This window comes from Photobacterium sp. ABD4_091 (genome assembly GCF_056160145.1).
The window spans coordinates 2405193-2430567 of the sequence record NZ_JBSWWQ010000001.1 but is presented as its reverse complement, the minus strand read 5'-3'; the positions used below and the strand labels follow the sequence as shown (position 1 = coordinate 2430567).

21 protein-coding genes are annotated in these 25375 nt (G+C 37.3%); 2 read left to right on the top strand and 19 right to left on the bottom strand.

The genetic code is table 11. The features are described from left to right. Window positions 1-22: 22 nt before the first annotated feature. From glmU to ACXAGQ_RS11195, 19 genes are all read right to left on the bottom strand, one after another. Window positions 23-1384 (bottom strand): bifunctional UDP-N-acetylglucosamine diphosphorylase/glucosamine-1-phosphate N-acetyltransferase GlmU, encoded by a 1362-nt coding sequence (gene glmU, locus ACXAGQ_RS11285; protein WP_475253960.1) that lies wholly within the window; start codon window positions 1382-1384, stop codon window positions 23-25. Window positions 1385-1477: 93 nt separating this feature from the next. Further along, window positions 1478-2587 carry a UDP-N-acetylglucosamine--undecaprenyl-phosphate N-acetylglucosaminephosphotransferase gene (gene wecA / locus ACXAGQ_RS11280; RefSeq protein ID WP_475254726.1) on the bottom strand — a complete coding sequence of 370 codons (1110 nt, stop codon included), beginning with the start codon at window positions 2585-2587 and terminating at the stop codon, window positions 1478-1480. A 60-nt stretch (window positions 2588-2647) separates the two neighbouring features. Continuing rightward, the gene (gene galU, locus ACXAGQ_RS11275; RefSeq protein WP_475253959.1) at window positions 2648-3568 is read right to left on the bottom strand and encodes a UTP--glucose-1-phosphate uridylyltransferase GalU; all 921 of its coding nucleotides are present in this window, start codon (window positions 3566-3568) and stop codon (window positions 2648-2650) included. 267 nt (window positions 3569-3835) lie between these two features. Beyond that, on the bottom strand, window positions 3836-4762 hold the full coding sequence (locus tag ACXAGQ_RS11270; RefSeq protein ID WP_475253958.1) for a KpsF/GutQ family sugar-phosphate isomerase: 927 nt from the start codon (window positions 4760-4762) through the stop codon (window positions 3836-3838). A 1-nt stretch (window position 4763) separates the two neighbouring features. Then, window positions 4764-5525: a 3-deoxy-manno-octulosonate cytidylyltransferase gene (gene kdsB, locus ACXAGQ_RS11265; protein ID WP_475253957.1), complete on the bottom strand. Its 762-nt coding sequence runs from the start codon at window positions 5523-5525 to the stop codon at window positions 4764-4766. Further along, window positions 5522-6082: a KdsC family phosphatase gene (locus ACXAGQ_RS11260; RefSeq protein ID WP_475253956.1), complete on the bottom strand. Its 561-nt coding sequence runs from the start codon at window positions 6080-6082 to the stop codon at window positions 5522-5524. The genes kdsB and ACXAGQ_RS11260 overlap by 4 nt, the downstream gene beginning before the upstream one ends. A 2-nt stretch (window positions 6083-6084) precedes the next feature. Beyond that, window positions 6085-6882 carry a 3-deoxy-8-phosphooctulonate synthase gene (gene kdsA / locus ACXAGQ_RS11255; protein ID WP_475253955.1) on the bottom strand — a complete coding sequence of 266 codons (798 nt, stop codon included), beginning with the start codon at window positions 6880-6882 and terminating at the stop codon, window positions 6085-6087. An 18-nt stretch (window positions 6883-6900) separates the two neighbouring features. Then, on the bottom strand, window positions 6901-8067 hold the full coding sequence (locus tag ACXAGQ_RS11250) for a nucleotide sugar dehydrogenase (RefSeq protein WP_475253954.1): 1167 nt from the start codon (window positions 8065-8067) through the stop codon (window positions 6901-6903). 24 nt (window positions 8068-8091) lie between these two features. Further along, window positions 8092-9510 (bottom strand): phosphomannomutase, encoded by a 1419-nt coding sequence (locus ACXAGQ_RS11245; protein WP_475253953.1) that lies wholly within the window; start codon window positions 9508-9510, stop codon window positions 8092-8094. A 14-nt stretch (window positions 9511-9524) separates the two neighbouring features. Next, complete coding sequence (locus ACXAGQ_RS11240; protein ID WP_475253952.1) at window positions 9525-10937, bottom strand: mannose-1-phosphate guanylyltransferase/mannose-6-phosphate isomerase; 1413 nt, start codon at window positions 10935-10937, stop codon at window positions 9525-9527. Window positions 10938-10941: 4 nt separating this feature from the next. Next, window positions 10942-12132, bottom strand: a complete 1191-nt coding sequence (locus ACXAGQ_RS11235) for a glycosyltransferase family 4 protein (RefSeq protein ID WP_475253951.1) — start codon at window positions 12130-12132, stop codon at window positions 10942-10944. A 12-nt stretch (window positions 12133-12144) separates the two neighbouring features. Beyond that, window positions 12145-13341, bottom strand: a complete 1197-nt coding sequence (locus tag ACXAGQ_RS11230) for a glycosyltransferase (protein ID WP_475253950.1) — start codon at window positions 13339-13341, stop codon at window positions 12145-12147. A 686-nt stretch (window positions 13342-14027) separates the two neighbouring features. Further along, window positions 14028-15059, bottom strand: a complete 1032-nt coding sequence (locus tag ACXAGQ_RS11225) for a hypothetical protein (RefSeq protein ID WP_475253949.1) — start codon at window positions 15057-15059, stop codon at window positions 14028-14030. Window positions 15060-15070: 11 nt separating this feature from the next. Further along, entirely contained in the window at window positions 15071-16159 is a 1089-nt protein-coding gene (locus ACXAGQ_RS11220) for a glycosyltransferase family protein (protein WP_475253948.1), read from the bottom strand. Beyond that, window positions 16128-17495, bottom strand: coding sequence for a hypothetical protein (locus ACXAGQ_RS11215; RefSeq protein ID WP_475253947.1), 1368 nt, complete (start codon window positions 17493-17495; stop codon window positions 16128-16130). The genes ACXAGQ_RS11220 and ACXAGQ_RS11215 overlap by 32 nt, the downstream gene beginning before the upstream one ends. A 31-nt stretch (window positions 17496-17526) precedes the next feature. Beyond that, window positions 17527-18819, bottom strand: a complete 1293-nt coding sequence (locus ACXAGQ_RS11210) for an oligosaccharide flippase family protein (RefSeq protein ID WP_475253946.1) — start codon at window positions 18817-18819, stop codon at window positions 17527-17529. A gap of 21 nt (window positions 18820-18840) precedes the next feature. Then, entirely contained in the window at window positions 18841-19977 is a 1137-nt protein-coding gene (wecB, locus tag ACXAGQ_RS11205) for a non-hydrolyzing UDP-N-acetylglucosamine 2-epimerase (RefSeq protein ID WP_475253945.1), read from the bottom strand. 92 nt (window positions 19978-20069) lie between these two features. Further along, window positions 20070-22232: a polysaccharide biosynthesis tyrosine autokinase gene (locus ACXAGQ_RS11200; RefSeq protein ID WP_475253944.1), complete on the bottom strand. Its 2163-nt coding sequence runs from the start codon at window positions 22230-22232 to the stop codon at window positions 20070-20072. A 49-nt stretch (window positions 22233-22281) separates the two neighbouring features. Next, a complete protein-coding gene (locus tag ACXAGQ_RS11195) occupies window positions 22282-23418 on the bottom strand; it encodes a polysaccharide export protein (RefSeq protein ID WP_475253943.1) in 1137 nt (378 codons plus the stop codon). Window positions 23419-24180: 762 nt separating this feature from the next. Here ACXAGQ_RS11195 and ACXAGQ_RS11190 point away from each other — a divergent pair. Next, window positions 24181-24492 (top strand): hypothetical protein, encoded by a 312-nt coding sequence (locus ACXAGQ_RS11190; protein ID WP_107351399.1) that lies wholly within the window; start codon window positions 24181-24183, stop codon window positions 24490-24492. A gap of 144 nt (window positions 24493-24636) precedes the next feature. Beyond that, entirely contained in the window at window positions 24637-25371 is a 735-nt protein-coding gene (locus ACXAGQ_RS11185; RefSeq protein ID WP_475253942.1) for a YjbF family lipoprotein, read from the top strand. Window positions 25372-25375: the final 4 nt, after the last annotated feature.

Below are 25375 nucleotides of genomic sequence, written 5' to 3'. Positions count from 1 at the left end.
TGTTTATTTTATTGGGCTGAGGCTATTTGATTTTTACTGGACGTTTCCAGTCATTTTTAACCTTTGGTGCAACGCGGGTAATAACTAGTTCGTTTTCACCTACATTTTTATTAATGGTCGAGCCAGCGCCAATGGTTGCGCCATTTGCAATAGTAACTGGCGCGATCAACTGGCTGTCTGAGCCAACAAAGACATCATCACCAATCGTTGTCTTAAATTTGTTGGCACCGTCATAGTTACAAGTAATAGTGCCAGCACCGATATTCACTCGCTCACCAATTTCGGCATCACCTAGGTAAGTCAGGTGGTTCGCTTTAGAGCCTTGGCCCAAAGTCACCTTCTTTGTCTCAACAAAGTTACCAACATGAGCATCGTTCTTAAGCTCAGTGCCAGGGCGTAAACGGCTAAATGGGCCAACAGTGCATGCTTCACCAATGATGGTATCTTCAATCACGCTATAAGGACGAATTAGCGTGTTATCTGCAACAATACAGTTTTTCAGCACCGAACCCGCACCAATGATAACGTTGTTACCCAAGGTTACCTTACCCTCGACAACTACGTTGATATCGATGTCAACATCCGTTCCGCACTGTAGTTGGCCTCGCAAATCAAAACGACTCGGGTCTTTGAGCATGACACCTTGTGCTAGTAGCTTTTCAGCTTGTTTTTCTTGATAAGCGCGCTCAAGTTTAGCCAGTTGAACACGGTTGTTAACCCCTTCAACTTCAATCGCATCGACTGGGTGTACCGACTCAATCGCCCGCCCTTCATCATGGGCAAGGGAAATAATATCTGTTAAATAGTACTCACCCTGTGCGTTGTCATTGCTGAGCATGGAAAGCCATCGCTTCAAGTCCTTACCCGTTGCCACTAACACACCGGTATTGACTTCATTAATCAACTTCTGCTCTTCTGAGGCATCCTTTTGCTCAACAATGGCAACCACCGGACCATTTTTACGAATAATACGACCATAACCCGTTGGGTTATCCAGTACGACAGTCAACAAGGCAATCCCCCCTGTCGGCTGAGCTTCAATCAAATTGTTTAAGGTCTCTGGGCTAATCAGTGGTACATCACCATATAACACCAACACCTTCTCATCATCAGAGAAATGTGAAGATGCTTGGTCAACCGCATGGCCTGTCCCTAGCTGTTCCGCTTGCAATACCCAATTTACATCTTGGTCGGCCAATACAGATTGCATCATGTCACCACCGTGGCCATAAACAAGGTGCAACTGATTGGCATCAAGTTTACGACAAGCATCCATCACATGGGTGACCATAGGTTTGCCCGCAAGGGTGTGTAATACCTTCGGCAGGTTCGAGTACATCCGCGTACCTTTACCAGCGGCTAAAATGACAGCACTGAAATTCATATCAAACTCCAAATAAAAAATGCTGTGACTATCGCTAGTCACAGCATTAAAAGACATAATTAATAAAGCTACCGCAAGAAATATGATTAAATATTATTTTTCAGCGTTGGTTTGAGTGGCTTCTACGTTGAAATCAATCGGCTTATTAGTACCAAACAGCTTATGAATAAAGGTCGTAATACGCCAGATATGGCTAATAACGAAGAAATACATGCCAAAAGTACACAAGAATGCAACAAACATCACCGACTCGCGCACATCATTCATATCAGCCCAAACACCAATAGCAGCCATAATCATCGCTAAGCTACAAATCAATACCAATGACTGACGTGATGAGAATCCAATGCGTTGGCAGATATGGTGCAAATGCTCTCTGTCTGGCTTAAATGGTGAGTGCCCTTTACGGATACGGCGAATCATAATTGTCACCATGTCCATTAGAGGTATGGCAATCAACCACAGTGCAGTAACAGGCTGGAAGGCATAGGCATCGGCTTCTTGCGAACCACGGATAAGCATCCATACCACCGCGAAGCCAATAAACATACTACCGGCATCACCCATAAATACTTTAAAACGACGGCCCAACGGAATACCCAAATTCAGCATGATATATGGGATTAAGGCTGTCACAATCAACAGGCAAACCGTCGCCAGGTATTCATTACCAGTGTAATAGAAAACCCAACCTAGAGCGCCAAAGGTCACCGATGCCAAGCCACCTAACAGGCCGTCGATGCCATCCACCATATTAAAGGCATTGATAGCACCTATCACACCAAAGACCGTGATAACACCACTTAAAAGCGGTGAAAGCATGATGGTATCACTGCCCATAAGATAGCCAAGATTATGTAAGCTGTGTTCACCAATATGGATCATCGCAAGAGAAATCAGCGCCTGGACTACAAGGCGGATCTTGAAGCTAAGATCAAAGAAATCATCCAGCGCACCTAAAATGACCAAAATCACGGCACAGCTTAAGAACAGAATCAGGTTATTTGATATCGGCAAAAACAGCAGGAAGCTGATCACTATCGTAGATACGACAGAAATGCCACCAACAAGCGGTATTACCCCTTGATGCAATTTCCTTGCATTGGGTTTATCCACCAAACCAATACGCTTCGCAACCTTACGGAAGATAAAGAGGCTGCAAAACGATAAGATAAAGACAAAAATAAATGCGGTAGTTGTCATCATTATTTCTTATTTAAATTAACAGAACGTTTTAATCAAAAGACCAGCAACAAGCAGACTTTAACTTACCAGCTTAAGATTATCACCACCCTTAAAGAGTGAATCGAGGTAGGCTTTGAATTCGTCACCTAAGACATCATGACGAAGACCATACTCAACAAAGGCCTTCAAGTAACCTAGCTTATCACCACAGTCGTGTGCTTTACCGGTCATATGGAAAGCTTCAACCGTTTCTTCAGCCATCAACATGTCAATAGCATCCGTTAGCTGTATTTCATCACCAGCGCCGGGAGGTGTGATCGCCAACTTGTCCCAGATTTTTGATGATAAAACGTAACGCCCCACAACAGCCAAGTTTGAAGGTGCATCTTCTACGGCTGGTTTTTCTACCATAGCCTTCATTGCATGAGACTGACCACCTTCAAGTACTTCACCTTCACAGTCAACAACACCGTACTTTGACACTTCTGTCATTGGCACAGGTTCAACCATGATCTGAGAAGCATAAGACTCTTCAAAACGATTAACCATTGCAGCCAAGTTCTCAACAGACTGATCGGCAGTATATTCATCCAAAATGACATCCGGTAGAACAACAGCAAATGGTGCTTCACCTACAAGCGGTTTGGCACAAAGCACTGCATGGCCAAGTCCTTTTGCATGGCCCTGACGTACATGCATAATAGTCACATCAGATGGGCAAATAGACTGCACTTCATCCAGAAGCTGGCGCTTAACACGTTTTTCCAACGTCGCTTCAAGCTCGTAAGAGGTATCGAAATGGTTTTCGATAGCATTCTTTGAAGAGTGTGTAACCAATACAATCTCTTTAATACCCGCTTCAATACACTCTTTAACAATGTATTGGATAAGCGGCTTATCCACCAACGGTAGCATTTCCTTAGGAATAGCTTTAGTTGCAGGAAGCATACGCGTGCCTAGCCCCGCCACGGGAATGACGGCTTTTGTAATTTTTTTCATTATATTTCCTTAATAGAGTTAACGTACCTGTCGCTCTACAGAGATAAGTCCACAATACCAATTTATCTTTACATACTAAAAAGCCGGTAAGCAAAACCTACCGGTCCATGATAATGGCATTGTAAGAAAGTATTAAGGCAACCTAAGCGAAGAAAAGAACTGTCTCACAATTAGCTCAGGGGTTAGCCAACTTTGAATAAGTTGAAATATTCTATCGATATGGCTTAAATTCGTAAATCATGCAATTAGATTAAACTATTGATTGAATTATTTTTTCAAAAAGCCAACTAAGTTATCCTTGTCAGTAACCAGCAAAGCATTAACTTTCTTTTCATCCATCAGTTTATATGCTGCTTGAATACTTACATCTGGTGTGGTGGACACAGGGTTGAAAGTTGCTATATCCATTGCTTTCAAATCAAATACATCTTTTCCTTTTGATTTCATAGCACGACGTAAATCACCATCCGTGATAATTGCTTTCTCAGGAGTATCAGTAATTACTGCAAGCCCAAGTTGACCACTTGAAATAATATTGATTACCTCCTGAAAAGAGGTATCAGGTTTCACGATTGGAAGGTCGTTTGAAATCATCTCATCTCTAACTTTCCCAAGTAAACGACGGCCAAGGCTTCCCCCTGGATGAAAACGTGCAAAATTTTCCGGCTTAAAGTTGCGCTCTTCCATCAAGCAAATAGTTAAAGCATCCCCCATCGCCAACGTCGCAGTTGTCGATGCTGTAGGAGCAAGCTGTAATGGACATGCCTCTTGAGGAACCGCAATATCCAAATGGCAATGTGAAGCTTGTGCCAAAGTGGACTCTGGTCGCCCCGTGATAGCAATAATAAAGTTGCCATTATCACGTAAGAATGGAAGCAATTTGAGTACTTCATCTGTTTCACCAGAATTAGAAATGGCAATAAAGACATCCTCTGGCCTAACCATGCCTAAGTCACCATGGAAAGCTTCACCAGGATGCATGAAGAATCCAGCGGTCCCTGTACTTGCAAAGGAAGCGGCAATTTTCTTACCAATAATGCCTGACTTACCCATACCACAAATAATGGTACGTCCCTTAGTATTTAAAATCGCTTCAACTGCAACATCAAAAGATTGGCCAAGCCGTGTAGCCATAAATTCTAGGCCGCTAATTTCTGTGCGGATAACATCCCTAGCACGCTCAATTACTGACATGTTAGTTTTCCATTATTGTTTTAACGTTAAGATAATCTTGCTCGGTATCAATACCGTGCGGTGGGGCTTGTTCAACAAGTGTTGCCCCTATGGACTGGCCATTACTCAAAGCACGTAATTGTTCAAGCTTTTCTAAATGTTCTAATGATGATTCAGGATATTGGCAAAACTGACGCAGGCTTTTAACAGAATATGCATAAATACCAATATGCCGATATACAGAATCAACTGACTCAGGCTGGTCACGGTTAAATGGAATGGCCGAACGTGAAAAATAAACAGCCCGGTTATATTCACCCATGGCAACTTTAACGATATTAGGGTTTGTCAAATCATCCATACAATGTATAGGTGAAATTACCGTTGTAATATCAAATGGCTTTCCATCTAGCGTAAAACTGATTAGCTGGCGTATTAATGCACTTGGAATTAATGGCTCATCCCCCTGAACATTAATAACTAATGTTTCATCAGTCCAGCCAAGTTGAGTAGTAACTTCATTTAACCGATCCGTACCACTGACATGATCTTTATTGGTCATCACACAAGGTACAGACAATTGAGATGCTTCAGAGAAAATACGCTCATCATCTGTTGCAACCACGATATCTTCAGTTGCGACACCTGCCTCAACTGCACGCTGGAATACATGCCAAAAAATAGGCTTGCCGCACAAAAGAAGCAATGGTTTACCTGGCAAACGGGAGGAGCCATACCTAGCGGGAATGACAATTTTTATCTTGCCCTTATTAATGTCAATCATTGCTCTACTCCTTCTAGGTCGTCACGAGCAATTTTATTCAACAACGGTTGGTAGATCTCTTTTAATTTAAGGTCGCTTTGGTTCAAGAGTAAGTTATCAACAAAATCTCTGACCATTCCAAAGCCACCATTACATTCAGATATCCAATCAGCTTCCGCTAATACCAATTGGTGAGCATCCGCTGGTGCTACGGACAAACCACAATGCGCCATAATCGGTAAATCAAGCACATCATCACCACAAAAGGCCATTTCATCTGTAGTGATATCAAAAAGATTGCAAATCTCTTCTAATTTAGGAAGCTTATGCTTACAACCAGTTTCAATCACATCAAAACCGAGTTGTTGGCATCGTTTTGTTAGTGCAGGACTCGCTTTACCCGAAATAACACCGGACTTTATTCCGTGGGCCCGTAACAACTCGATGGCTAAGCCATCTTTAACATTAAAGGCTTTAATGAATTCGCCGGACTCTGCCATATAAATAGTACCATCTGTCATGACACCATCTACATCAAACAGAACCATTTTTATTGGTTTGTTGATCACTAGCGCCATATTTAAACCAACTTAGATTCAATAAATGGGCGCTTATTTACTACCTGATCAATTTCTAGCAAGGTTTCAAGTAACTCTTTCATATGCTTCAGAGGTAACATATTTGGTCCATCACTCAAAGCAACCGTTGGATCAGGGTGTGTTTCCATAAACAAACCATCGATACCAGCAGCAACTGCGGCACGAGCAAGTACTGGTACCATTTCACGCTGACCACCAGAGGTAGCACCTTGGCCACCCGGCTGCTGCACCGAGTGAGTTGCATCAAAGACAACTTTACACCCAGTCTGACGCATTACAGAAAGGCCACGCATATCAGAAACCAACGTGTTATAGCCAAAAGAAGTACCACGGTCGCAAAGCCAGATGTCTTTATTACCAACTTCGTGACACTTCTTCACGACTTGCTCCATATCCCAAGGAGCTTGGAACTGACCTTTTTTGATGTTGACTGGCTTACCAGCTGCAGCTACTTTCTGGATAAAGTTCGTTTGACGAACCAAAAAAGCGGGCGTTTGCATAACATCAACAACTGATGCTACTTCATCAATTGGGGTATCTTCATGAACATCAGTCAACACACGTAGACCAAGCTCACTTTTTACATTAGAAAGGATTTCTAAACCCTTTTCTATACCTGGGCCTCGGTAACTACCCGTGGAACTACGGTTAGCTTTATCAAAGCTTGCCTTAAAAATATAATCAATACCCAGTTCATCTGTAATATTTTTCATGGTCGAAGCAACTTCAAAAACAAGTTCTTCTGATTCGATAACACATGGGCCAGCAATTAAAAACATTTTTTCACCTTATATAAATTAATCATTACCAAACAAATCACGGGTGTAAACTTTAGAGGCCACATCAAGAAGTTCTTCTGCCATACGATTCGATACAATCACATCTGACATAGTTTTAAACTGCTCTATGTCTTTAATAACAGCAGAATTAAAGAACTCACTATCATCAAGTACCGGTTCATAAACAACTACTTCAATACCTTTAGCCTTGATACGCTTCATTATCCCCTGAATACTTGACGCTCGGAAGTTATCAGAGCCTGATTTCATGATTAGACGATAGACACCAACAACCTTAGGCTTACGACTGATGATTGAATCTGCAATAAAGTCTTTTCGCGTTGTATTCGCGTCTACAATGGCACCAATCAGGCAATTAGGTACATCTTGATAATTAGCACGAAGTTGCTTGGTGTCTTTTGGTAAACAATAACCACCATAACCAAATGATGGGTTGTTATAATGGCTACCGATACGAGGGTCTAAACCCACACCTTCAATAATTTGGCGAGCATCAAGGCCATGAGACTCAGCATAGGAATCTAATTCGTTGAAATAGGCAACACGCATAGCAAGGTAAGTGTTAGAGAACAGCTTCACCGCTTCTGCTTCCGTAGAGTTGGTAAACAACACTTCGATATCTTCTTTGATGGCACCTTCTACTAATAGATTAGCAAAAGTTTTGGCACGTTCACTTTGTTCACCAACAATGATACGAGATGGATGAAGGTTATCGAACAAAGCCCGACCTTCACGCAAAAACTCAGGCGAGAAAATAATGTTCTCACAGCCGAACTGTTCTTTAATTTGTTTTGTATAACCAACAGGGATGGTCGATTTAATAACCATCACCGCATTTGGGTTAATGGCCATAACATCTTCAATGACCGCCTCAACAGATGAAGTCTTGAAATAGTGATTAACCACATCATAGTCGGTTGGTGTCGCAATGATAACAAATTCAGCATCTTTGTATGCTTGTTTTTTATCGAGCGTGGCTGTTAAATTCAGATCTTTATTCGCTAGAAAGTCTTCAATTTCTGCATCAACAATCGGAGATATCCGATCGTTAATCATGTTAACTTTATCTTCAATAATATCTACAGCAATTACTTGGTGGTGTTGCGCAAGAAGCACAGCATTTGACAGACCTACATAGCCTGTACCCGCAACAGCAATTTTCATTTGAGTACCTTTTGGTTCGTTAGACTAAATTAGCTGAACCTGCTTTAAGGAATGACTTACTAAGTGATGAGCTCGTTCTAATGAATAGGATTCAGCATAACAACGAAGTTCTGGTGCATTTCCTGATGGGCGGAAATGAATGATATCACCATCTTTTAATGTAATACGCAAACCATCTGTTGTATCAATAAACTCAGTTGTAGGCTCATGAAGGCCTAGTTGAGTTAGAAAAACTTCTGGATGGTCTTTTGCTTTTGCCAGAATGGATAAACTAACTTCTGTTGCAAAATTTTGGATTCGATCACTATGCGTAATACGACTTGGCAATGCTTTTACTAGCTCTGATATTTTCTGAGCTCTAGATGCAACTAGTAGCATTATTGCAGGTAACACAGCATCACGTGTTGGTAACGCGCTCAGATATTTACCATTTACTTTTACATCCGAGCCAAGAAGAAACCCACCGTTAGCTTCAAAGCCTGCGAAAGTAGAATACTCTTTAGTTAATTGCTCAAACTCAGCAATGACATAAGGTGAACCAATTTTAGTTCGAGATACATGGTTAAACAACGCACTGCTTTCAATAGCAGTATTACAACTGACTGGAACCGCGAGTGCTTCAATGTTCATAGCATTGGCGCATAGCAAGCCAAGCACATCACCACGCAACCAGTCGCCATTTTCATCAGCAACAAGCGGCCTGTCGCCATCACCATCTGTAGAAAAAATAAAGTCTAAACTATATAGCTCAGACCACTGTTTCGCTTTGAGTTTATCCGCCTCGGAAACTGCTTCCGTATCAATAGGAACAAACTCATCGCTACGCTCTAAAGCAATAGTTTCAGCGCCAAGCGCGCTAAACATATCTGCATATAAATCACGTCCGGCACTCGAGTGCTCATAAATACCAATACGTTTCCCTGCAAGCAACGTAGGTTCGAATAATGAGGTGTAACGCTCTACATATGCTTTCGACGCTTTGCTATTTACCTCTAACTTAGTAAGTTCAGTAATGGCCTCAAACTCAGCAAATACAGTTAAAATAGCTTGCTCATCCGCTTTACTGATTTCACCATCTGGGCGATAAAACTTTAAGCCATTACGATCAAACGGAATATGACTACCAGTGACCATAATTGCTGGCATATTATCTTGCTTAGCCACATACGCTAAAGCAGGAGTAGGCACAACACCGTAATACACCACATCAAGGCCAAGTTGCTGCAGCGCTTTTGCACAGGCCTGCGCCATAGCTGGACTGCTAGGACGATTATCAATCGCAATAGCTACCTGAGTAAAAGAAAACTGCTTTTTCATGCAATTAACAAAAGCATGAGTAAATCCAGCGCAAACATCAGTTGTAAATTGAGTCACTAAACCACGAGCGCCACTGGTGCCAAAATGGATGCCGGACTCTTTAATAATCTCTGAACTATTTAACATATTATTTGACCAATTCAATACCCTTCGCCATCTTCATCTATACGAATGATGTCATCCTCTTTTAAATAGACGCCTGTTCGGACTTCGATTAACTCAAGAGGAATCAAGCCCGGATTTTCAAATGAATGAGGAGCACCAACTGGAATGAAAGTTGACTCATTTTCGCTAATCAAAAAAGTCTCGTCACCATTTCTAACTTTTGCGGTACCAGAAACAACAACCCAATGTTCCGCACGATGATGATGTATTTGAGTTGCTGTTTTTTCATTAGGTTTAACTATTACTTTCTTAACGTGATAACGTTCACCCTCTGCAATATGATCATGATACCCCCATGGACGATAAACTTCGCGATGACGTAAATACTCACTCCGATCTGAACACTTCAATTCATCAACAATGTGCTTAACATCTTGAACTTTGTCTTTATGAGTTACTAAAACAGCATCTTTTGTATCAACAACAACTAGATCCTTGACACCAACTGTTGAGACAAGTTTACTATTTGAATAAATAAGACAATCCGTTGTGTCAAAAGTTAATACATCTCCTTTTGTTACATTACCATTCACATCTTTATCATTAACCTCCCATAAAGCTGACCAGGAGCCAACATCACTCCAATCTGCATCCATAGGAACAACAACAGCTTTCGATGTATTTTCCATGACAGCATAATCAATCGAATCTTCAGGGCAAATATTAAACGCATCTTTATCTAGCCGGATGAAATCCAGATCAGAGCAAGACTTATTTAACGCATTTTTACAAGCATCAAAAATTTCGTAATTGTTCTTTTTAAGTTCATCCAAATAAACTGATGCCTTAAAAAGGAACATACCGCTATTCCAATGATAATCTCCAGAGTCTAAATATTCTTTGGCACTAGGTTTATCCGGTTTTTCAACAAAAGCGTCAACACAGAAAGCATTTGAAGATAGAGCTTTACCTTGTTTAATGTATCCATACCCTGTTTCAGCTTTTGTTGGAACGATTCCAAAAGTAATAAGGTAGTCCAACGCGGCAAATTCAGAACCTGTTAGAACTGTGTTTGTAAATACTTCTCTATTCTTTATAACGTGATCTGCTGCTAATACAAGAAGAAGTGGATCTTCATCATGCTGTAGTGCTTTCATCGCAGCAAGTGCAACAGCAGGCGCAGTGTTTCTACCTTCCGGTTCAAGAATAATCCCACTATTACCGGAATTTATTTGCCTTATTTGTTCAGCGACTAGAAAACGATGCTCTTCATTGCAGATAAAAAGCGGAGGTAAACTTGATAGACCAGATAGTCGATTAACAGTCTCTTGTAGCATTGTTACATGGCTAACAAGAGAAAGAAATTGCTTTGGTAAATGCGTACGTGACATAGGCCACAAACGTGAACCCGAACCACCTGCAAGAATTACTGGTAAAATTTTCTGCATAACACTAGGATACTAATTGATTAATTTTCAGGACAAGTGGCTCTAGTTTACCACTCCATGTATGATTATTTTTTACATATTGAAGAGCAGAGTCAGCCAATTTTTGCGAAAAAACAGGATTGTTGTAAATATTTAAGATCTGTTTAACATATTCTTCAGGTTCATCAGCAACTAATAAATCTCTCTCAGGAATTGCTTCTAAACCCTCAAGTCCAGTGCTTGAAGTTATAGTCGGTAACCCAAGTGCCATATACTCAAGAGTTTTGTTTTGCACACCTGCAGCTAATCTAACAGAGCATATTCCTGCTAAAGCACCATGTGCATGAGAAGAAACATCATCTACCGAGCCAGTTACGATTACGTTATCAAATTTAAGAAGCTTATTTCTACTATCTGGTTTTATTCTGCCAATGATTTTAAACTTAAACTCACCATGTTTCTGAAGTAACGGTAACACTTCCGAGGCAAACCAATAAGCTGCATCAAAATTTTGAGCAGAAAACATATTACCAATAAAAATAAGTTCTTTTCTTTTAGGTTCAAATTTAAAAGAAAGTTTAGATAAATCTACACCATTAGAGCAAACCAAAGTTTTTGATAAAATTGATGGTAAATCAGAAAAAAGAAAATCTTTATCATATTGAGAAACAAGGACATTACAATCAAATAAACCTGCCACTTCCCTTTCATACTGATTAAGACGACGATATTCTAATTTATATATAACTCCTTTCAAACCAGTATTATTTTCATTTTCAATAAAGCGCCTATAATTCATAGATATTGCATCAGTCATTTCAAGGACTTTTTTATTGGGTAGTTCTTTTACATAGTCAGCAACTCGAATTAAATGAGGAATCACTAAATCATGACTTGGTGCCAAATCATTAACTAACGTAGAAAACTCTTTACACGAGTAATACTTTACCTGAAGTGGTTCATTAGTTGGCAATGATTTAAGACAATTAAGGTATGATTTCCACTTAGGTAGGTAAACACGATTAATTGATGAGAATACACCATCATTTGGTATGACCATATTCATTTCATCTTTGGATTCACATAGACTTGCAAGTGATATCGAGTAGTTTTTTGACAACTCACGGCAAAGTTCAAAAATTCTAAGACGATCCCCACCAATAACTGGATATGGAAATCTTGGGGTAACTACAAGTATTTTTTTCTTTTTAATCACAATATAATCTACTTAATTAGTCAACTGTTGCAATTGCAAATAAAACAATTCTAATATGTTTTTTTTGTTTTTTTCAAATGAAAATTCTTTAGCTCGAAGTAGCGATTTATCAGACTGCAATTGATAATGATTTTCATTAGAGAGATTAATAATTTCACTTTTTATCATTTGTATTTGAGACAAATTAACCTCCATTTCAAAAGATGGAAGAACGCCTAAATCAACACCATGTTTTCCATTATCGATAATGAAATCAGGCCCACTTTTGCAACTCGTACTTAAAACTGGTACTCCTAATGCCATTGCCTCAACAAGAGAATTACCAAAAGACTCCCAAATAGAAGGAAATAAAAAAGCGTGTGACTTTGACACATAAGCATGAGGATTTTCTACGTTACCAAGAAAAAAAACATTATTCTCGACATTTAGATTCACTGCTAGCGTCCTAAGATGTTCTTCTAACTCTCCTTCACCTAAAATGACCAGATTATATTGTTCTTTATTTAAAAGAGACATTAGATAAATAAGGTGCCATTGTCCCTTTTGTTTTGAAAGTCGCCCAGAAGTAATAAGAACCTTTTTATCGAAAATTTTTTCATGTTCGATTTTTTGATTGGATAACGACACTATCTTGTCAAAGAAAAAAAAGTTATCAAGGTGAAAGATTTTATCATCGTTAACATTGTAAAACTCTTTTATCGCATCAATCATTGGATAAGAGTTTGCATGTATTCTATCAGCTAAAGGATATAACCTCTGCAAAGCCCTAGAAACAAGTGAATTGCTATCAAGATCCATTCTCGGGTCTTGACGCTCTGAAATAACGATTTTCGTCTTTGTTTTAAATATTCTTGATGAAACAATGTTAACAATATTTGGTACGTACATCATTGAATAAATGACGTCAGGTTTATACTTAATTCTGTAGTAGACCATGTATAATATCGCCAATACCATACACGGTAATCTAAAAATCTTTTTAAAGTAAAAACCTGCTTTTGTTTCGGAAAAATTTGCAGCTAATGGCAAATTTAAGTGAATTGTTCTTTTGGCTTTTGTTTTAATATTAATTGGAACGTTGTCATAAACAATTAAGTCAACCTCTGCATGACTATTTAACGATCTCACCATTTTATCTGTACTTTGCGCAACACCTCCCTGATAAAGATCGGTAGTAAAAATTGCAATTTTATTACATTTATCACTCATAAAAATCTTGACACTCAATAAAGTATATTTAAAAATCTACTGGCACTTGTATTATACCAAACTACAGCATAATAAATCACCTGAGCAAAAATCATTTAGGCCGCAACCTAGAAAAATAGAGCTCACGAATTGTATGTTAAGGATTAAATTTAATGTAGAAAATCAAAATAAACTAATTCCAGATTGATACTAATATGTAAATTTGATTTTGCATCTATAAAAAAACCAGTTAACAATCATGTATTTATCAATAAATTTATATACTACTAAGCTTTGATTAATAGTGAACAAATCCACGGTATAACTTAATTCAAGAGGTTATCCTATAAGACTAATCTCGAATAAATAGTAAAATTTTAAAAATATGCAAATGACAAAACTAAGCTTGCTCATTTGAATCATTACTGACAGTTAACTTTAAAACAAAAGTTTTTGGGGGATATCGTATTTTAAGCATTCCTCTCAACATAATAAAAACATCAGAGAAATTGAACTTCGTTGATAAAAAAGTATATCGTTGTCTTTTATGGATGATAAAAAATAAGCAAGAGAACTTAGCTTTGTGTAGTAGTACTAACTTTGATATATATTTTTACATGTATAATAAGAAAGAGACTATGTATAACCTATTTTATAAAAAACTAATTTATTTAATTCATTTTAAAATAAAACATTACGTTTTAACACTACCACTTCTTTACACACTTATAAAATTGACAAAAAATATTTTTCAAATTTATATTATACCACTTAAACAACAATGATTTTTCTGCACTAAATATATTTTGCTTATATTTATCTGCTTGTTTCTGCTCATCAATGATAATTGAACTAACATCCTTCGACTCCGAAAAATAATTATTTAACTCAAAATTTTGGACATTCATCCTAGATTGTTCTCTGTCAATCATTGATTTTGCAACTTTTTCTACATTTAAGATAGAGTTTATATACCATCCGCTCTGAATAAATATAGGTGTATCACGATAAAAAAGTTGAGCTACAGGTAATTGAAAAGACATAGCTTCTACAATTAATGTACTTGGTGTTGTTATAACGCAATTAACATCATTTAATATTGAATCTAAAGAGCAATTAATAAAATTATTATCAACATTCACAAAACGTATTGATTTAATCAAATCTTTATCAAAAAGCCGAAAGATAACATTGTAGCCTAATTTTGTTAGTTGTTCTGATATAAAGTTTAGCTGACAAATTAGAGTGTCTTTTTCTTCTTCATTAAAATATGCAGAGTTCGCTGTTGTGATAAGAAAATCGAACTGTTTTTTTGTTCTATTCATCATAATTTCATCTGATTTTAAAAATCTATCTTTAGATTTTTCAAGATAGGCTGGAGTATAAGCATAAACATTTTTTCCAGGATTCAAGAATGAAATAAAGTCTGCTTCTTTCTGTCCAAAAGAAAAGTGTATGTCTGAATAAAGTGGATCATACAAATCCGGAGAAAAGTCTCTACGTTCATTTTTGTAGTAACTATTTGCGAAATCATATACACCATCAGAAAAGCTTATACTCTTTATCTCACTAGAATATAGAAAGTTGATTTCACTAGAAGGACTGATTGAAAGCAATAAATCGCACGCTTTCACTATTGATGAATCATAATTATATGCCAAACCGAACTTAACATTTAATGTATTATCCAACTTTATTATTCGTTCAGCCTTTTCTTTTCTCTCAGAAAAAAATATCATTTTCAATCCTTTTATAAATCTAAACTGCAGACTTCAGAATCAAAGTTAACTCTATTTTTAACAATCTCTGTATTTACTTTAGACTTACCTTTCATCAAATTTTCTTTAAGTTCAATAAGAAAGCCTTCACCATCCTCATAAATAAACTCAGCATTTAACTCATTAAGATGATTTTTTAAATTTAAATTCGAAAAACAAATTATTTTTAATCCTGAGGATAGATATTCATATAGTTTATTTGGAGCGCAGTATTTAGTAGCAAATGAGTCCTCACTCCAACTTACTATGCCAAAAGTTGCCTTTTGGCGTAAAGTGATTAACTCCTTTGCCTTTAAAACACCTAAATATTTAAAGTTAGACTTGTTTGATAAATCTTTAAATCTTGATTCATAGATACTATCTATAGGCCCTGCAATTACGATATCAACTTCTTGAGGTAATGATTTAATTAACTCAATCAATCTGTCCCCATTAGCCATCTTTGAAACTCTTCCGGTATAAAGGACTAAATCACGTTCAGAATATTCTAATTGACATAGTACGTCTTTATAGGATTTTACTGAATTATGAACTACCGCAGATTTTTCACTTTTATACATATATTGAGCTGCAATTAACCGTGCAGAGTTAGGTGCAATTAATAAGTTCAAGTTGATATATGATGATAAAAAGTTTTCAAAAGGGGTTCTATTAACTTCAATAAAATTACAGACCAACTTAACTCTAGATCTCACTCTATTAGTTTTACTTACTAATACGTGTAGCAAACGAGGATATACAAAATAGAAAAGTCGCTCTTCCCTACGGTGAATAACAAAAAAAATTAAACATATAACATATACAAAAGGTGTATGAAGTATCTTATTCAATAGCCTTCCAACAAAATAATTATTGAATGATAGCTTTCTAATAATTTTATTTAGTGATATGATTTTTACACCATTTTCATTCCAGTCTGATGTTCTGTTTTGTTGGTATGGTTCAATAGCATATATTTTTGAGAATCCTCGTCTATTAAACTCTTTCATCCAATATATATGTTGAGGAGTACCATAACCTAAAACATGGTCAAGTTCCATCAACACATTTTTGTTCTTCATTTAAAAACACCTTTAGTAGCAAAAAATATACAGTCACATTCAAAATAAACCAACTATATCTGACTGGAAAATCTCCAAGTACAAAAATAGAAATAAATATTAAGAAAAAAGCATAAGCATCAGAAACTATCCTTAAATTATTATTGCTACTTTTTTCTAAAAGTTGTTTATATCGCTTCCTCAACCGGATTAATGGATATACAACAAATAACAATCCAACTAAACCAAACTCAATAATAAATTTAGGCAAAAAGGCAACAATAGTAGCACTTTGCAATGATAACATCTCATAATATTCTGTGTTCATTGCCCAATTAGGAAAATGGAAAAAAGAAATTTGAGATGTTGCACCAACCCCAGCCCCGATAATCATCATTAATGGATAATGTACTAAAAAGTCCCAAAGTATATAGAATCCTGATAGCCGTGTCTGTCCAGAACCATATTCAGTGAAGTTTTGAATCTTTAATATTATCTTTGAATATTCAGAGTCAACAAAGTAACTATAACCAAATTGAAAGATTGAAAAGAATATAATTAAAAATAAAGGAAGTAAATAAAACTTCTTAACTGACAACTTCTTAACAAGAGTACACATCATAACACCAAAAAGGAGAAAGATGAAAGATGATGACAAAGTTAACGCAGCTGTTATCAAAATTAGTGCTAAATAAATTCCTGACTTCATTTTATATCCATTATAAAAAAAAGACATAATGAAAGGAAGTGGAACCAAGCCTAACCACAAAATTAAAGATGATGGTTCTTGAAATGTCCCCGATACACGTCCATGCGCTTTTATTTGTGGCAAATCAGAAGGAAACATATACGTTGGGTTGTTCCAATCCCATCGAGACTCAAATAGGAAAAACATCTTATCATATAAATCTGACAACTGAGGGATAGTGTTGAATAAAACGTTCACTTGTAACACTGAAACTAAAAATATAAAAACAACGGATAGCCCGACAAACCTAAAATAAAGAAAATGCAACCTATTACTTATACCACAGATTGTTTTAAGTGAATAATATATATAAAAGTAAGTTACAAACAATGTGAATGGATAGAAATATCCAGGCAAGTATGATTCATATTTTATTGGTAAGAAGAAGTCTGAAAAAATAGCACCCACAATTGAAGTTAAAGTTATAATCACGAGCCAGATTAAGAACTTAAAATCAGAATCATCTATTAGCTTTCTATTTTTCACCCTTAATAATATAACTACTGGCAATAACCCAATCAGTATAATCCTTGTTAACTCACTTAAATCGTATTGATTACCTAGGATTTTTGGAATCGGTGTTTTTATGCCTACGAAAATTGTAGACATAAAAATCAACATAATAAACAATTCGTTTTTATTAATTCTCATATACGTTAATTTTATTCTTAAATTCTTTACTTAATATCATTTTCATCATTGTCAAGAATAATACCACCTCACCAACATTCATACCTAACAACACACCGTAGTAACTAAAGAAAGGTGTAAGTGAAAAATAACAAAATATACTAGCACTAGATGCAACTAAAAACGATCTAAAGTATAAATTCCCTCTACCAACATTGATTAAGTATTGTATACCAACCATATTATTAACTAAGCCAAGTATAAACCACGGTGTAAAGAGTAGAATTAGATGTGAATACCCAACAAACTCTTCTGAGAACAATAATAGTATTACATCTTTAGCAAACACATTCAAAAATGTTAATACAATAATAGCCATGAAGGTTATTACAAAGGTAAGTTTTCTTAATATGATAACACCTTCCCTCTCTGAACGCTTCAATGCTCTAGCAGAAAATGGAAATAAAGCCTGTGTAATCGGTGTAAATAATGACAAAACTGCTTTTACCAGCTTTTCTATGGCTGAATAATACCCTAACGCAGCATCTGAAATGAACATACCGAGTATTACGATACTACTTGATGACAATATGTTGCTTAAGGCTGAAACACCAAAAATATCTTTTCCACTTACAAAATATTTTTTTAACGTACTTAAAGGCTGCATTGTGAATTTAATATCAAATTTTTTATACGCGATAATTACTGAGACACATCCTGAAAAAATACCACCCATTGAATTTAAGACGGGGACCAAATAAAAATCACTAGAACTTTTTATAAAAACAAATATTGATAACGTAAAAATCAGCTTCGAAGTTATATTCAAATAGGTAATGTACTTCATCTTTTCCATTCCTTGGAAAAGCCAAACTGGTAATAACCACTGTGCGATTACAGTACCAAAAGTAAAATAATATACCTCTCGGTTCACACTAAACCTATCAAATAAACTCACAAGAACTACAAGAATAATGAAACAGAACAGCAACAATACCAATTTAACAGTCATCACTGAGCTATAAATCTCATTAACTTTATCCTTATTACTTCTGTTTAATGATATCTCTTTCGTCGCGGAAAGGTTAAATCCATAGTTTGTAATAATAATAAAATATGCGCAAATTGCTGTCGCAAAAGCCAAAGCACCAAAATTACTTGCACCTAATGTTTTAACCAAATAAGGAAGCGTAATTAATGGCAAAATATAGTTACATGCTTGAATTGATGATAATGCAAAAAAGTTTGATACTAATCGTTTCTTATCATCAGTTGAAATTAGTTTATTTAATGCAAAAGACATTTGTTAACTTCTTTACTTAATTTACTGATTTCTTTCACTCAGTATAGATTGAATAATTCTTTCACATGCTTTGCCATCACCGTACGGATTATGTGCATAGCTCATTGCTTTGTAAGCCTCATCATTGTTCAAAAGCGAATCTAATTCAACTACAATTCTCTCTATATCTGTACCAACTAGTTTTACAGTTCCCGCTGCTACAGCTTCTGGTCTTTCAGTCGTATCACGCATTACTAAAACTGGTTTACCAAGAGATGGTGCCTCTTCCTGAATACCACCAGAGTCAGTCAAAATAATATGAGAACGATTCATCAAATAAATAAACGGTAAATACTGCTGTGGTTCAATCAAATAAATATTACTAATGCCTGATAATATGCGATTTACAGGCTCTCGAACATTTGGGTTCAAGTGTACTGGATATAGAATCTGACAATCTGGGTGTGTCTTTGCTGTATCTGCTAGAGCCTGGCAGATTCTTTCAAAACCTCCACCGAAACTTTCACGACGGTGGCCGGTGACCAAAATAAGCTTTTTTTTATTATCTAGGAATGGGAATTGTGCTGCTAAAGTTGCATTTAAATCGGCATTATTATCAATTTTTGCTTTGACCATTAGTAAAGCATCAATCACCGTATTACCAGTAACTGAAATACTCTGTTCGTCGTAGTTTTCATTCAACAGGTTTTCTTTTGAGGTTTCAGTTGGGGCGAAATGATATCTCGTCAAAGCCCCAGTAAGTTTTCGATTCGCTTCTTCAGGCCATGGTGAGTATATATCACCTGTGCGAAGACCGGCTTCCACGTGACCAACCGCAATTTGCTCATAGTATGCAGCTAAACTTGCAGCAAATGTGGTAGCTGTATCACCGTGAACGAGAACTACATCTGGCTTAAACTCTTGCAGTACAGGTTTAAGCTCTAATAATATTCTAGCGGTTACTTCATTTAATGTTTGCCCTGCTTTCATTAAATTTAGGTCATAATCTGGCTTAATATCAAAAAGCTCAAGAACCTGATCTAACATCTCTCGGTGCTGAGCTGTTACGCACACTTTTGCTTCTAAACGGTCGTCACCAGCTAGAGAATGTACTAATGGAGCCATTTTTATTGCTTCTGGTCGAGTACCAAAAATCGTGAGAACACGTTTTTTTGTCATCATTAAATCCTAGTTTACTAATATTCAAATTTATTCTTCATAAAATATAGGCACCAATTTGGTGCCTATATAAATATTTGTCTTATTTTTAACTATTTTGATTCACTATAGCTATAGTTATAATAACCATAGTTTCCACCATAGTAATTACTTGCCTTTTTCACTACTGCGTTAAGGATAAAACCTTTAATCTCAATACCATTTTGTTCAAATCGCTGCTTAGTTACTTCAATTTCTTTAACGGCATTTTGACCGAAGCGCCCTACAAGTAATGCTGTGCCTGCATGGGCACCAACAATGGCAGGATCAGTTACCGCCAAAATTGGTGGTGTATCAACAATTACAATATCGTAATTTTTTGATGCCCAATCCATTAATACGGAAAAACGCGGGTGCATTAACAACTCAGATGGATTAGGAGGAACTTCACCGTGTCCGATAAAGTCCATACCTTCGACACCTGGTTTTTTAACTAAATTATCAACATTCACCTGTCCACTTAAGTACTCTGATAGCCCAGGTTTTGGGCTAACAGCCATTTGCTTATCCATACGCCCCTTACGCATATCAGCATCTATTACTAAAACTTTTGAACCAGATTTAGCAATAACTGCAGCCATGTTGGCCGAAACAAATGATTTCCCTATACCCGGGCTTGGCCCTGATATCATTAAAATATTGTTTTTTGCTTCCATCATAGCAAAATGCAGGCTAGTACGTAGACTTCGTAACGCTTCAATAGATAAATCGGCAGGATTGGAAACAGCTAATAAAGTATCTTGCACCGTCAGTTTTTTCTTATTGATTTGTTTTTTTTCAAGCTCGACTTGCCAATCTGACATCGGAATACTTGCATATACCGGCAAACCAATTGCTTCAATTTCATCTGGATTTTCTACACCTTGATGAAATACTGAGCGTAAAATAGATATCGCAACGGCTAACATTCCACCAACAATTGTTATCAATATAACAATCATTGTTTTTTTCGGCTGCACTGCGTGAGTGAAAGACTTTGCCTCATCTAAGATTCTCACGTTGCCTACGGTGCTAGCCTTTAAAATATTTAACTCTTGTACTTTATTAAGTAGCTGAACATAAATCTGCTGATTTACTTCGACATCACGAGTCATTCTTAAAACTTCTCGCTGAGTTTGAGGTAATTTTTGAATTTGACGATTCAAACGCTCCCGTTCACCAAGTAAAGTTCTTCGCTTATCTAACAAAGCAACATATGCTGGATGCTCTTTAGTAAAGCGCTGTGATATTTCACTTTCTTTAAATGTTAACTCATTCAGTTGCGCTTCAATTGTCACCATTACATCTAGAGTTGATTTAGCTTCAAGCCCTAAATCTATTGATTCATTTTCTTGTCTGAATTTATTTAGTGTGTTTTCAGAGGCTGTTAATTGCTCTTTTATAGCAGGTAAATGAGTACTTAGAAATTGTAAACTACTTTCCGCTTCGGCTGAGTTTCTCTCTACATTTTGTAAGAAATAATTATAACTAATATCATTCAAGATGTTTTCAATTTCACTACGATTTTCTCCAATATAACTAAGCTGGAGAATACCCGTTTGCTTACCTCGCTCACTAACAGAGAGGTTTTTTTGTAAAAGCTGAATCGCATCTAGTCGACTGCTTTTAGCGACACTAAAATCATCGCCATCTTTAGCATTAATGCTATCTACAAATATACTATAACCTGACTGAGTTATTAACTTCCCAGCAACACCACTCAGTATGGTGTTATTTTCACTATCAATAAGATTATATTTTCCAACATTTTCATCTACAACTTTAAGATTGAAATCTGGCTCAATAACATCATCTGGAATAATAAAATGTGATATTTTTAATCCTTTATTCTCACCTAATATTCTACTCACCCCCCTTCCTACAATTGGAAAGTGTTTTGGGGTTACTATAGTTGTCAGGTTTAACTTATCGACGGTTTTGCCTAAAATCATTCTTGATTTTATTATTTCAATTTCGGTTGTTGCTGACGACTCACTCGCAAACAACTCAGCCATATCACCAAGAGCTGGCATCCCGGAGCTTTTTTGTTCAACTTGAATTAATGCATCTGCTTTATAAATAGGTGTTGCTAATAAAGCATAAGCAACTCCCAACAAAGAAAATATAAAGGTTATAGAGATAATCATCCATCGATTATCAAGCAAAATTCCAAACAGCTTTCTCAGATCGATGTCATCTGAGTCCTGTCTAATTTGTATGTTGTGAGGAACGCTCATAATTTTCCAAGAGTTAATTAATTAAATTGTAGTTTAAGCTCGCAAGCCCCTATGGCCAATTACGAACGCGAAGTGCGCCTTCTGTCAAATCATTAAAGCCACTTATCGTTGGAAGTAATTGTGTCATCACACGATTCCAGCGACTAATTGGAGCTGCTGTAACATACACAATATCGTACGGTTGAAGATCAAATTCAGTACCAATTACAAGTGCAGATGCATCTTGAATGTTAAGCTGAAAAACATCAGCAATTACTTTATTATGCTGAGTTTTATTATCCATAACACTACGGATCACGAAAACGCCTGTTGCGTCTGCTGTAAGCTGATTTATACCTCCCACATTACTCAATGCTTCAGTCAAGCTCATACCTGAACGGTCAATCTTGAGTAATTGTGGGTCATTAACTTCCCCCATGACAAAAACTTTCTGGTTGTCATTACGAGGAACATGAACAATATCTCCAGGACGTAATAAACGATTTTGTGTTAAGTCACCACGTTGCATCAATGCATAAAGAGATAGACTTTCTTCAATACCATTTCGGGTCAAGGTTACATTTCGCCAATCTGCTTCTGCAGCCAATCCACCAGCAGCATTCACAGCATCGAGTAATGTTAGAGGGACATTAGTGACTGGCTGCTGACCCGGCTTGTTCACTTCACCAGTGATGTATGTTTTCTGCGAACGAAATGAGGCAACATTGACATCTACTTGAGGGCTTTCTATGAATTCTGCCAAGCGCTTGGCAATAACCGCACGAACTTCAGTAACAGTCTTACCTTCAACTTTGACTGTACCAATATAAGGATAAAAAATAGTACCGTCTGCATGTACCCAGTTGCCTGCTTCTGCTGAACTTCGGTAAGACCCGGCTGGAATAGTTAGTTCAGGATGATCCCAAATAGTGATATTAAGAATATCACCTGGACCAATACGGTACTGATACCGAGCAATTTCTGCATCAAGAGCAGCATTGGTTTGCGAGTATACCCTTGGAGACTTGAACTGATTTACTTGACTAGCTGTCAGAGGATAAACATTAATTTGTTGCGACAATTCTTGTTCATCACCGGTTGAGACAACATTTTTGTTATCTATGCTCAAATGTGAACCAGGCACTGTACAACCCGCCAGCATGGCCGTCGCCATTGTGCTGATTAGAAGCTTCTTAGTGAAATGCATATTTGTTTATACGTATAAATTAAAACAACGACCTATAAGAAGGTCAATGTAAAGATAAGGGAGTAGTTAGCATCGGCTACCCGACAAAAAGAAGTAATCAGGTAAATGTACAACTACCGTGGGGGATCTTGTCCCTTCTGATTGTTCGAATGCAAAGCCTTAGATAAACCGACGAACAACAACCTGAAAGAGTTTAACAACTCAAACTGTTTGACTAGCATTTGGACATGCTACCGCCCTTAGGTTATGGCTCCCAATGACCGTAGATTTTCAATTTTGGAGCTTTTTTATGCTGTTTTGCCTTAGAGGGCAGCTTGAGTGTTATCTCTTGCTTCAACAATTAGAGGTAACCATAAAAAAGTGTCAGGCATTTTACAACGAATCACTTTTGATAGGAATATGAATTTTGTAGCTTAATTTCAAAAAAACTTAAGAAATTCTGTTTATACTGTTGTTTTTAAAGGTCTTAACTCCAATTCAGAACCTTTCAAAAACATTATAAAACCTTTAAATGGCATGTAGCACATCTAAAACACTCTTTGGATGTTCTCATCAGCAGACCATCAATGATTATTGGGAACAACCTCTCTTAATTACACTTCCGATCTTAAGAAAAAAAGAAAACTCTTTTATGACAATTATCTAGATGCATTGCGGAATTCCGTTAATCACCATATCATTGCATAGAGAGCAACTAATGCTTGTTTTAGGTTTTTTTATGAAACCTTTTTATAAACTCTCGATAACATGTAAGGGAATGGGATGAAAAAAACATTAGCGCTACTTGCTGCCTTATCAATGGCAAGCACGGCATTCGCTGCCACTGAAACTGGTTCTACAGCTGGTGCTACAGGTGGGACAGGTGCCTCTTCAACAGCAGCAACCACAGCTACAACTACGACTGCAACTTCTGGCGCAGCAGCTGGCACAGCTGGCGCGACAGCTGCTGCAGCTGGCGGTATCACCGCCACAACGGTTGCGGTAGCTTCAGCTGTTGCGGTTGCAGGTGTCGCCGCAGCAAGTTCTGGTGGTAGCAACAACAACACTACAACAGTATCAGCAGCACAAGGCTAATTGAAAATTAGCTAAGTAACTTACACAAAAACTGCAAGCACATACTCATAACCGCACTTCCGTGCGGTTATTTTCTTTAATCACACCTTCGCGTTTTGTATTTTGATTACTGTCAGTACACTTTTTAGGGAGTAACACTTTTTCATGGACTTTGACCGAGTAAGACCCTTGTGGTCTTCGTTTGCCCTAATTGCTCTTACCGCCTTTGTGTCCCTTACTTCCGGTTGCAGCCAGAACTTTAAAGACGTTAACGACACCATGAGCTTAGCTTTCTTGGGTGAAGACGACGCCGCCCTCAACGCGGCAGATATTGATCAACTACCCTATGCAAGCCTCTATGCGCGAATAGAAGACGGCCCACAAGCATTCATGGTATTAGCATTAGCTGAAGAATCACCACATTTCGGCCATAGCACCAACACAAAGACAGCTAGCTCTTCTAAGCCTCTTCTGAAGTGGCTTTCTTCTGACAAAGGAATGCTGGTCACTCAAGCTGGCCGTTTGGTAAAAACCTTAAATCTACCGCATGGCAATGTAGTCGGCGTTGAAAGTCATTTTACGGATCCCCTCGCATTAGGGTTACATAAGCCAGCTACACCAACCCATTGGCAATACACCCTGGATTGGCAGCCTGGCTATCACTATGGCTATCAGGCCCTATCGCAATTTGAGGCTCAAGGTAAGCAGGTCATCATGGTGAATGAAAAGCCTATCGATGTGTTGTACTTTGTCGAAACGGTTTCGGTAGAAAAGCTCAATATGTCTTACCAAAATGAGTACTGGCTCTCACCGGTTAATGGTCAAGTAATTAAGACTCGCCAAAAGCCAGCGCCGAGTTTACCGTACATTGAGCTTACCGTTTTGAAGCCATTTGCATAAGGAA

Excerpts from the sequence above, each read along its gene's own strand:
- glmU (WP_475253960.1), bottom strand. The coding sequence starts at position 1,384 with ATGAATTTCAGTGCTGTCATTTTAGCCGCTGGTAAAGGTACGCGGATG.
- wecA (WP_475254726.1), bottom strand. The coding sequence starts at position 2,587 with ATGACAACTACCGCATTTATTTTTGTCTTTATCTTATCGTTTTGCAGC.
- galU (WP_475253959.1), bottom strand. The coding sequence starts at position 3,568 with ATGAAAAAAATTACAAAAGCCGTCATTCCCGTGGCGGGGCTAGGCACG.
- ACXAGQ_RS11270 (WP_475253958.1), bottom strand. The coding sequence starts at position 4,762 with ATGTCAGTAATTGAGCGTGCTAGGGATGTTATCCGCACAGAAATTAGC.
- kdsB (WP_475253957.1), bottom strand. The coding sequence starts at position 5,525 with ATGATTGACATTAATAAGGGCAAGATAAAAATTGTCATTCCCGCTAGG.
- ACXAGQ_RS11260 (WP_475253956.1), bottom strand. The coding sequence starts at position 6,082 with ATGGCGCTAGTGATCAACAAACCAATAAAAATGGTTCTGTTTGATGTA.
- kdsA (WP_475253955.1), bottom strand. The coding sequence starts at position 6,882 with ATGTTTTTAATTGCTGGCCCATGTGTTATCGAATCAGAAGAACTTGTT.
- ACXAGQ_RS11250 (WP_475253954.1), bottom strand. The coding sequence starts at position 8,067 with ATGAAAATTGCTGTTGCGGGTACAGGCTATGTAGGTCTGTCAAATGCT.
- ACXAGQ_RS11245 (WP_475253953.1), bottom strand. The coding sequence starts at position 9,510 with ATGTTAAATAGTTCAGAGATTATTAAAGAGTCCGGCATCCATTTTGGC.
- ACXAGQ_RS11240 (WP_475253952.1), bottom strand. The coding sequence starts at position 10,937 with ATGCAGAAAATTTTACCAGTAATTCTTGCAGGTGGTTCGGGTTCACGT.
- ACXAGQ_RS11230 (WP_475253950.1), bottom strand. The coding sequence starts at position 13,341 with ATGAGTGATAAATGTAATAAAATTGCAATTTTTACTACCGATCTTTAT.
- ACXAGQ_RS11225 (WP_475253949.1), bottom strand. The coding sequence starts at position 15,059 with ATGATATTTTTTTCTGAGAGAAAAGAAAAGGCTGAACGAATAATAAAG.
- ACXAGQ_RS11220 (WP_475253948.1), bottom strand. The coding sequence starts at position 16,159 with ATGAAGAACAAAAATGTGTTGATGGAACTTGACCATGTTTTAGGTTAT.
- ACXAGQ_RS11215 (WP_475253947.1), bottom strand. The coding sequence starts at position 17,495 with ATGTCTACAATTTTCGTAGGCATAAAAACACCGATTCCAAAAATCCTA.
- ACXAGQ_RS11210 (WP_475253946.1), bottom strand. The coding sequence starts at position 18,819 with ATGTCTTTTGCATTAAATAAACTAATTTCAACTGATGATAAGAAACGA.
- wecB (WP_475253945.1), bottom strand. The coding sequence starts at position 19,977 with ATGACAAAAAAACGTGTTCTCACGATTTTTGGTACTCGACCAGAAGCA.
- ACXAGQ_RS11200 (WP_475253944.1), bottom strand. The coding sequence starts at position 22,232 with ATGAGCGTTCCTCACAACATACAAATTAGACAGGACTCAGATGACATC.
- ACXAGQ_RS11195 (WP_475253943.1), bottom strand. The coding sequence starts at position 23,418 with ATGCATTTCACTAAGAAGCTTCTAATCAGCACAATGGCGACGGCCATG.
- ACXAGQ_RS11190 (WP_107351399.1), top strand. The coding sequence starts at position 24,181 with ATGAAAAAAACATTAGCGCTACTTGCTGCCTTATCAATGGCAAGCACG.
- ACXAGQ_RS11185 (WP_475253942.1), top strand. The coding sequence starts at position 24,637 with ATGGACTTTGACCGAGTAAGACCCTTGTGGTCTTCGTTTGCCCTAATT.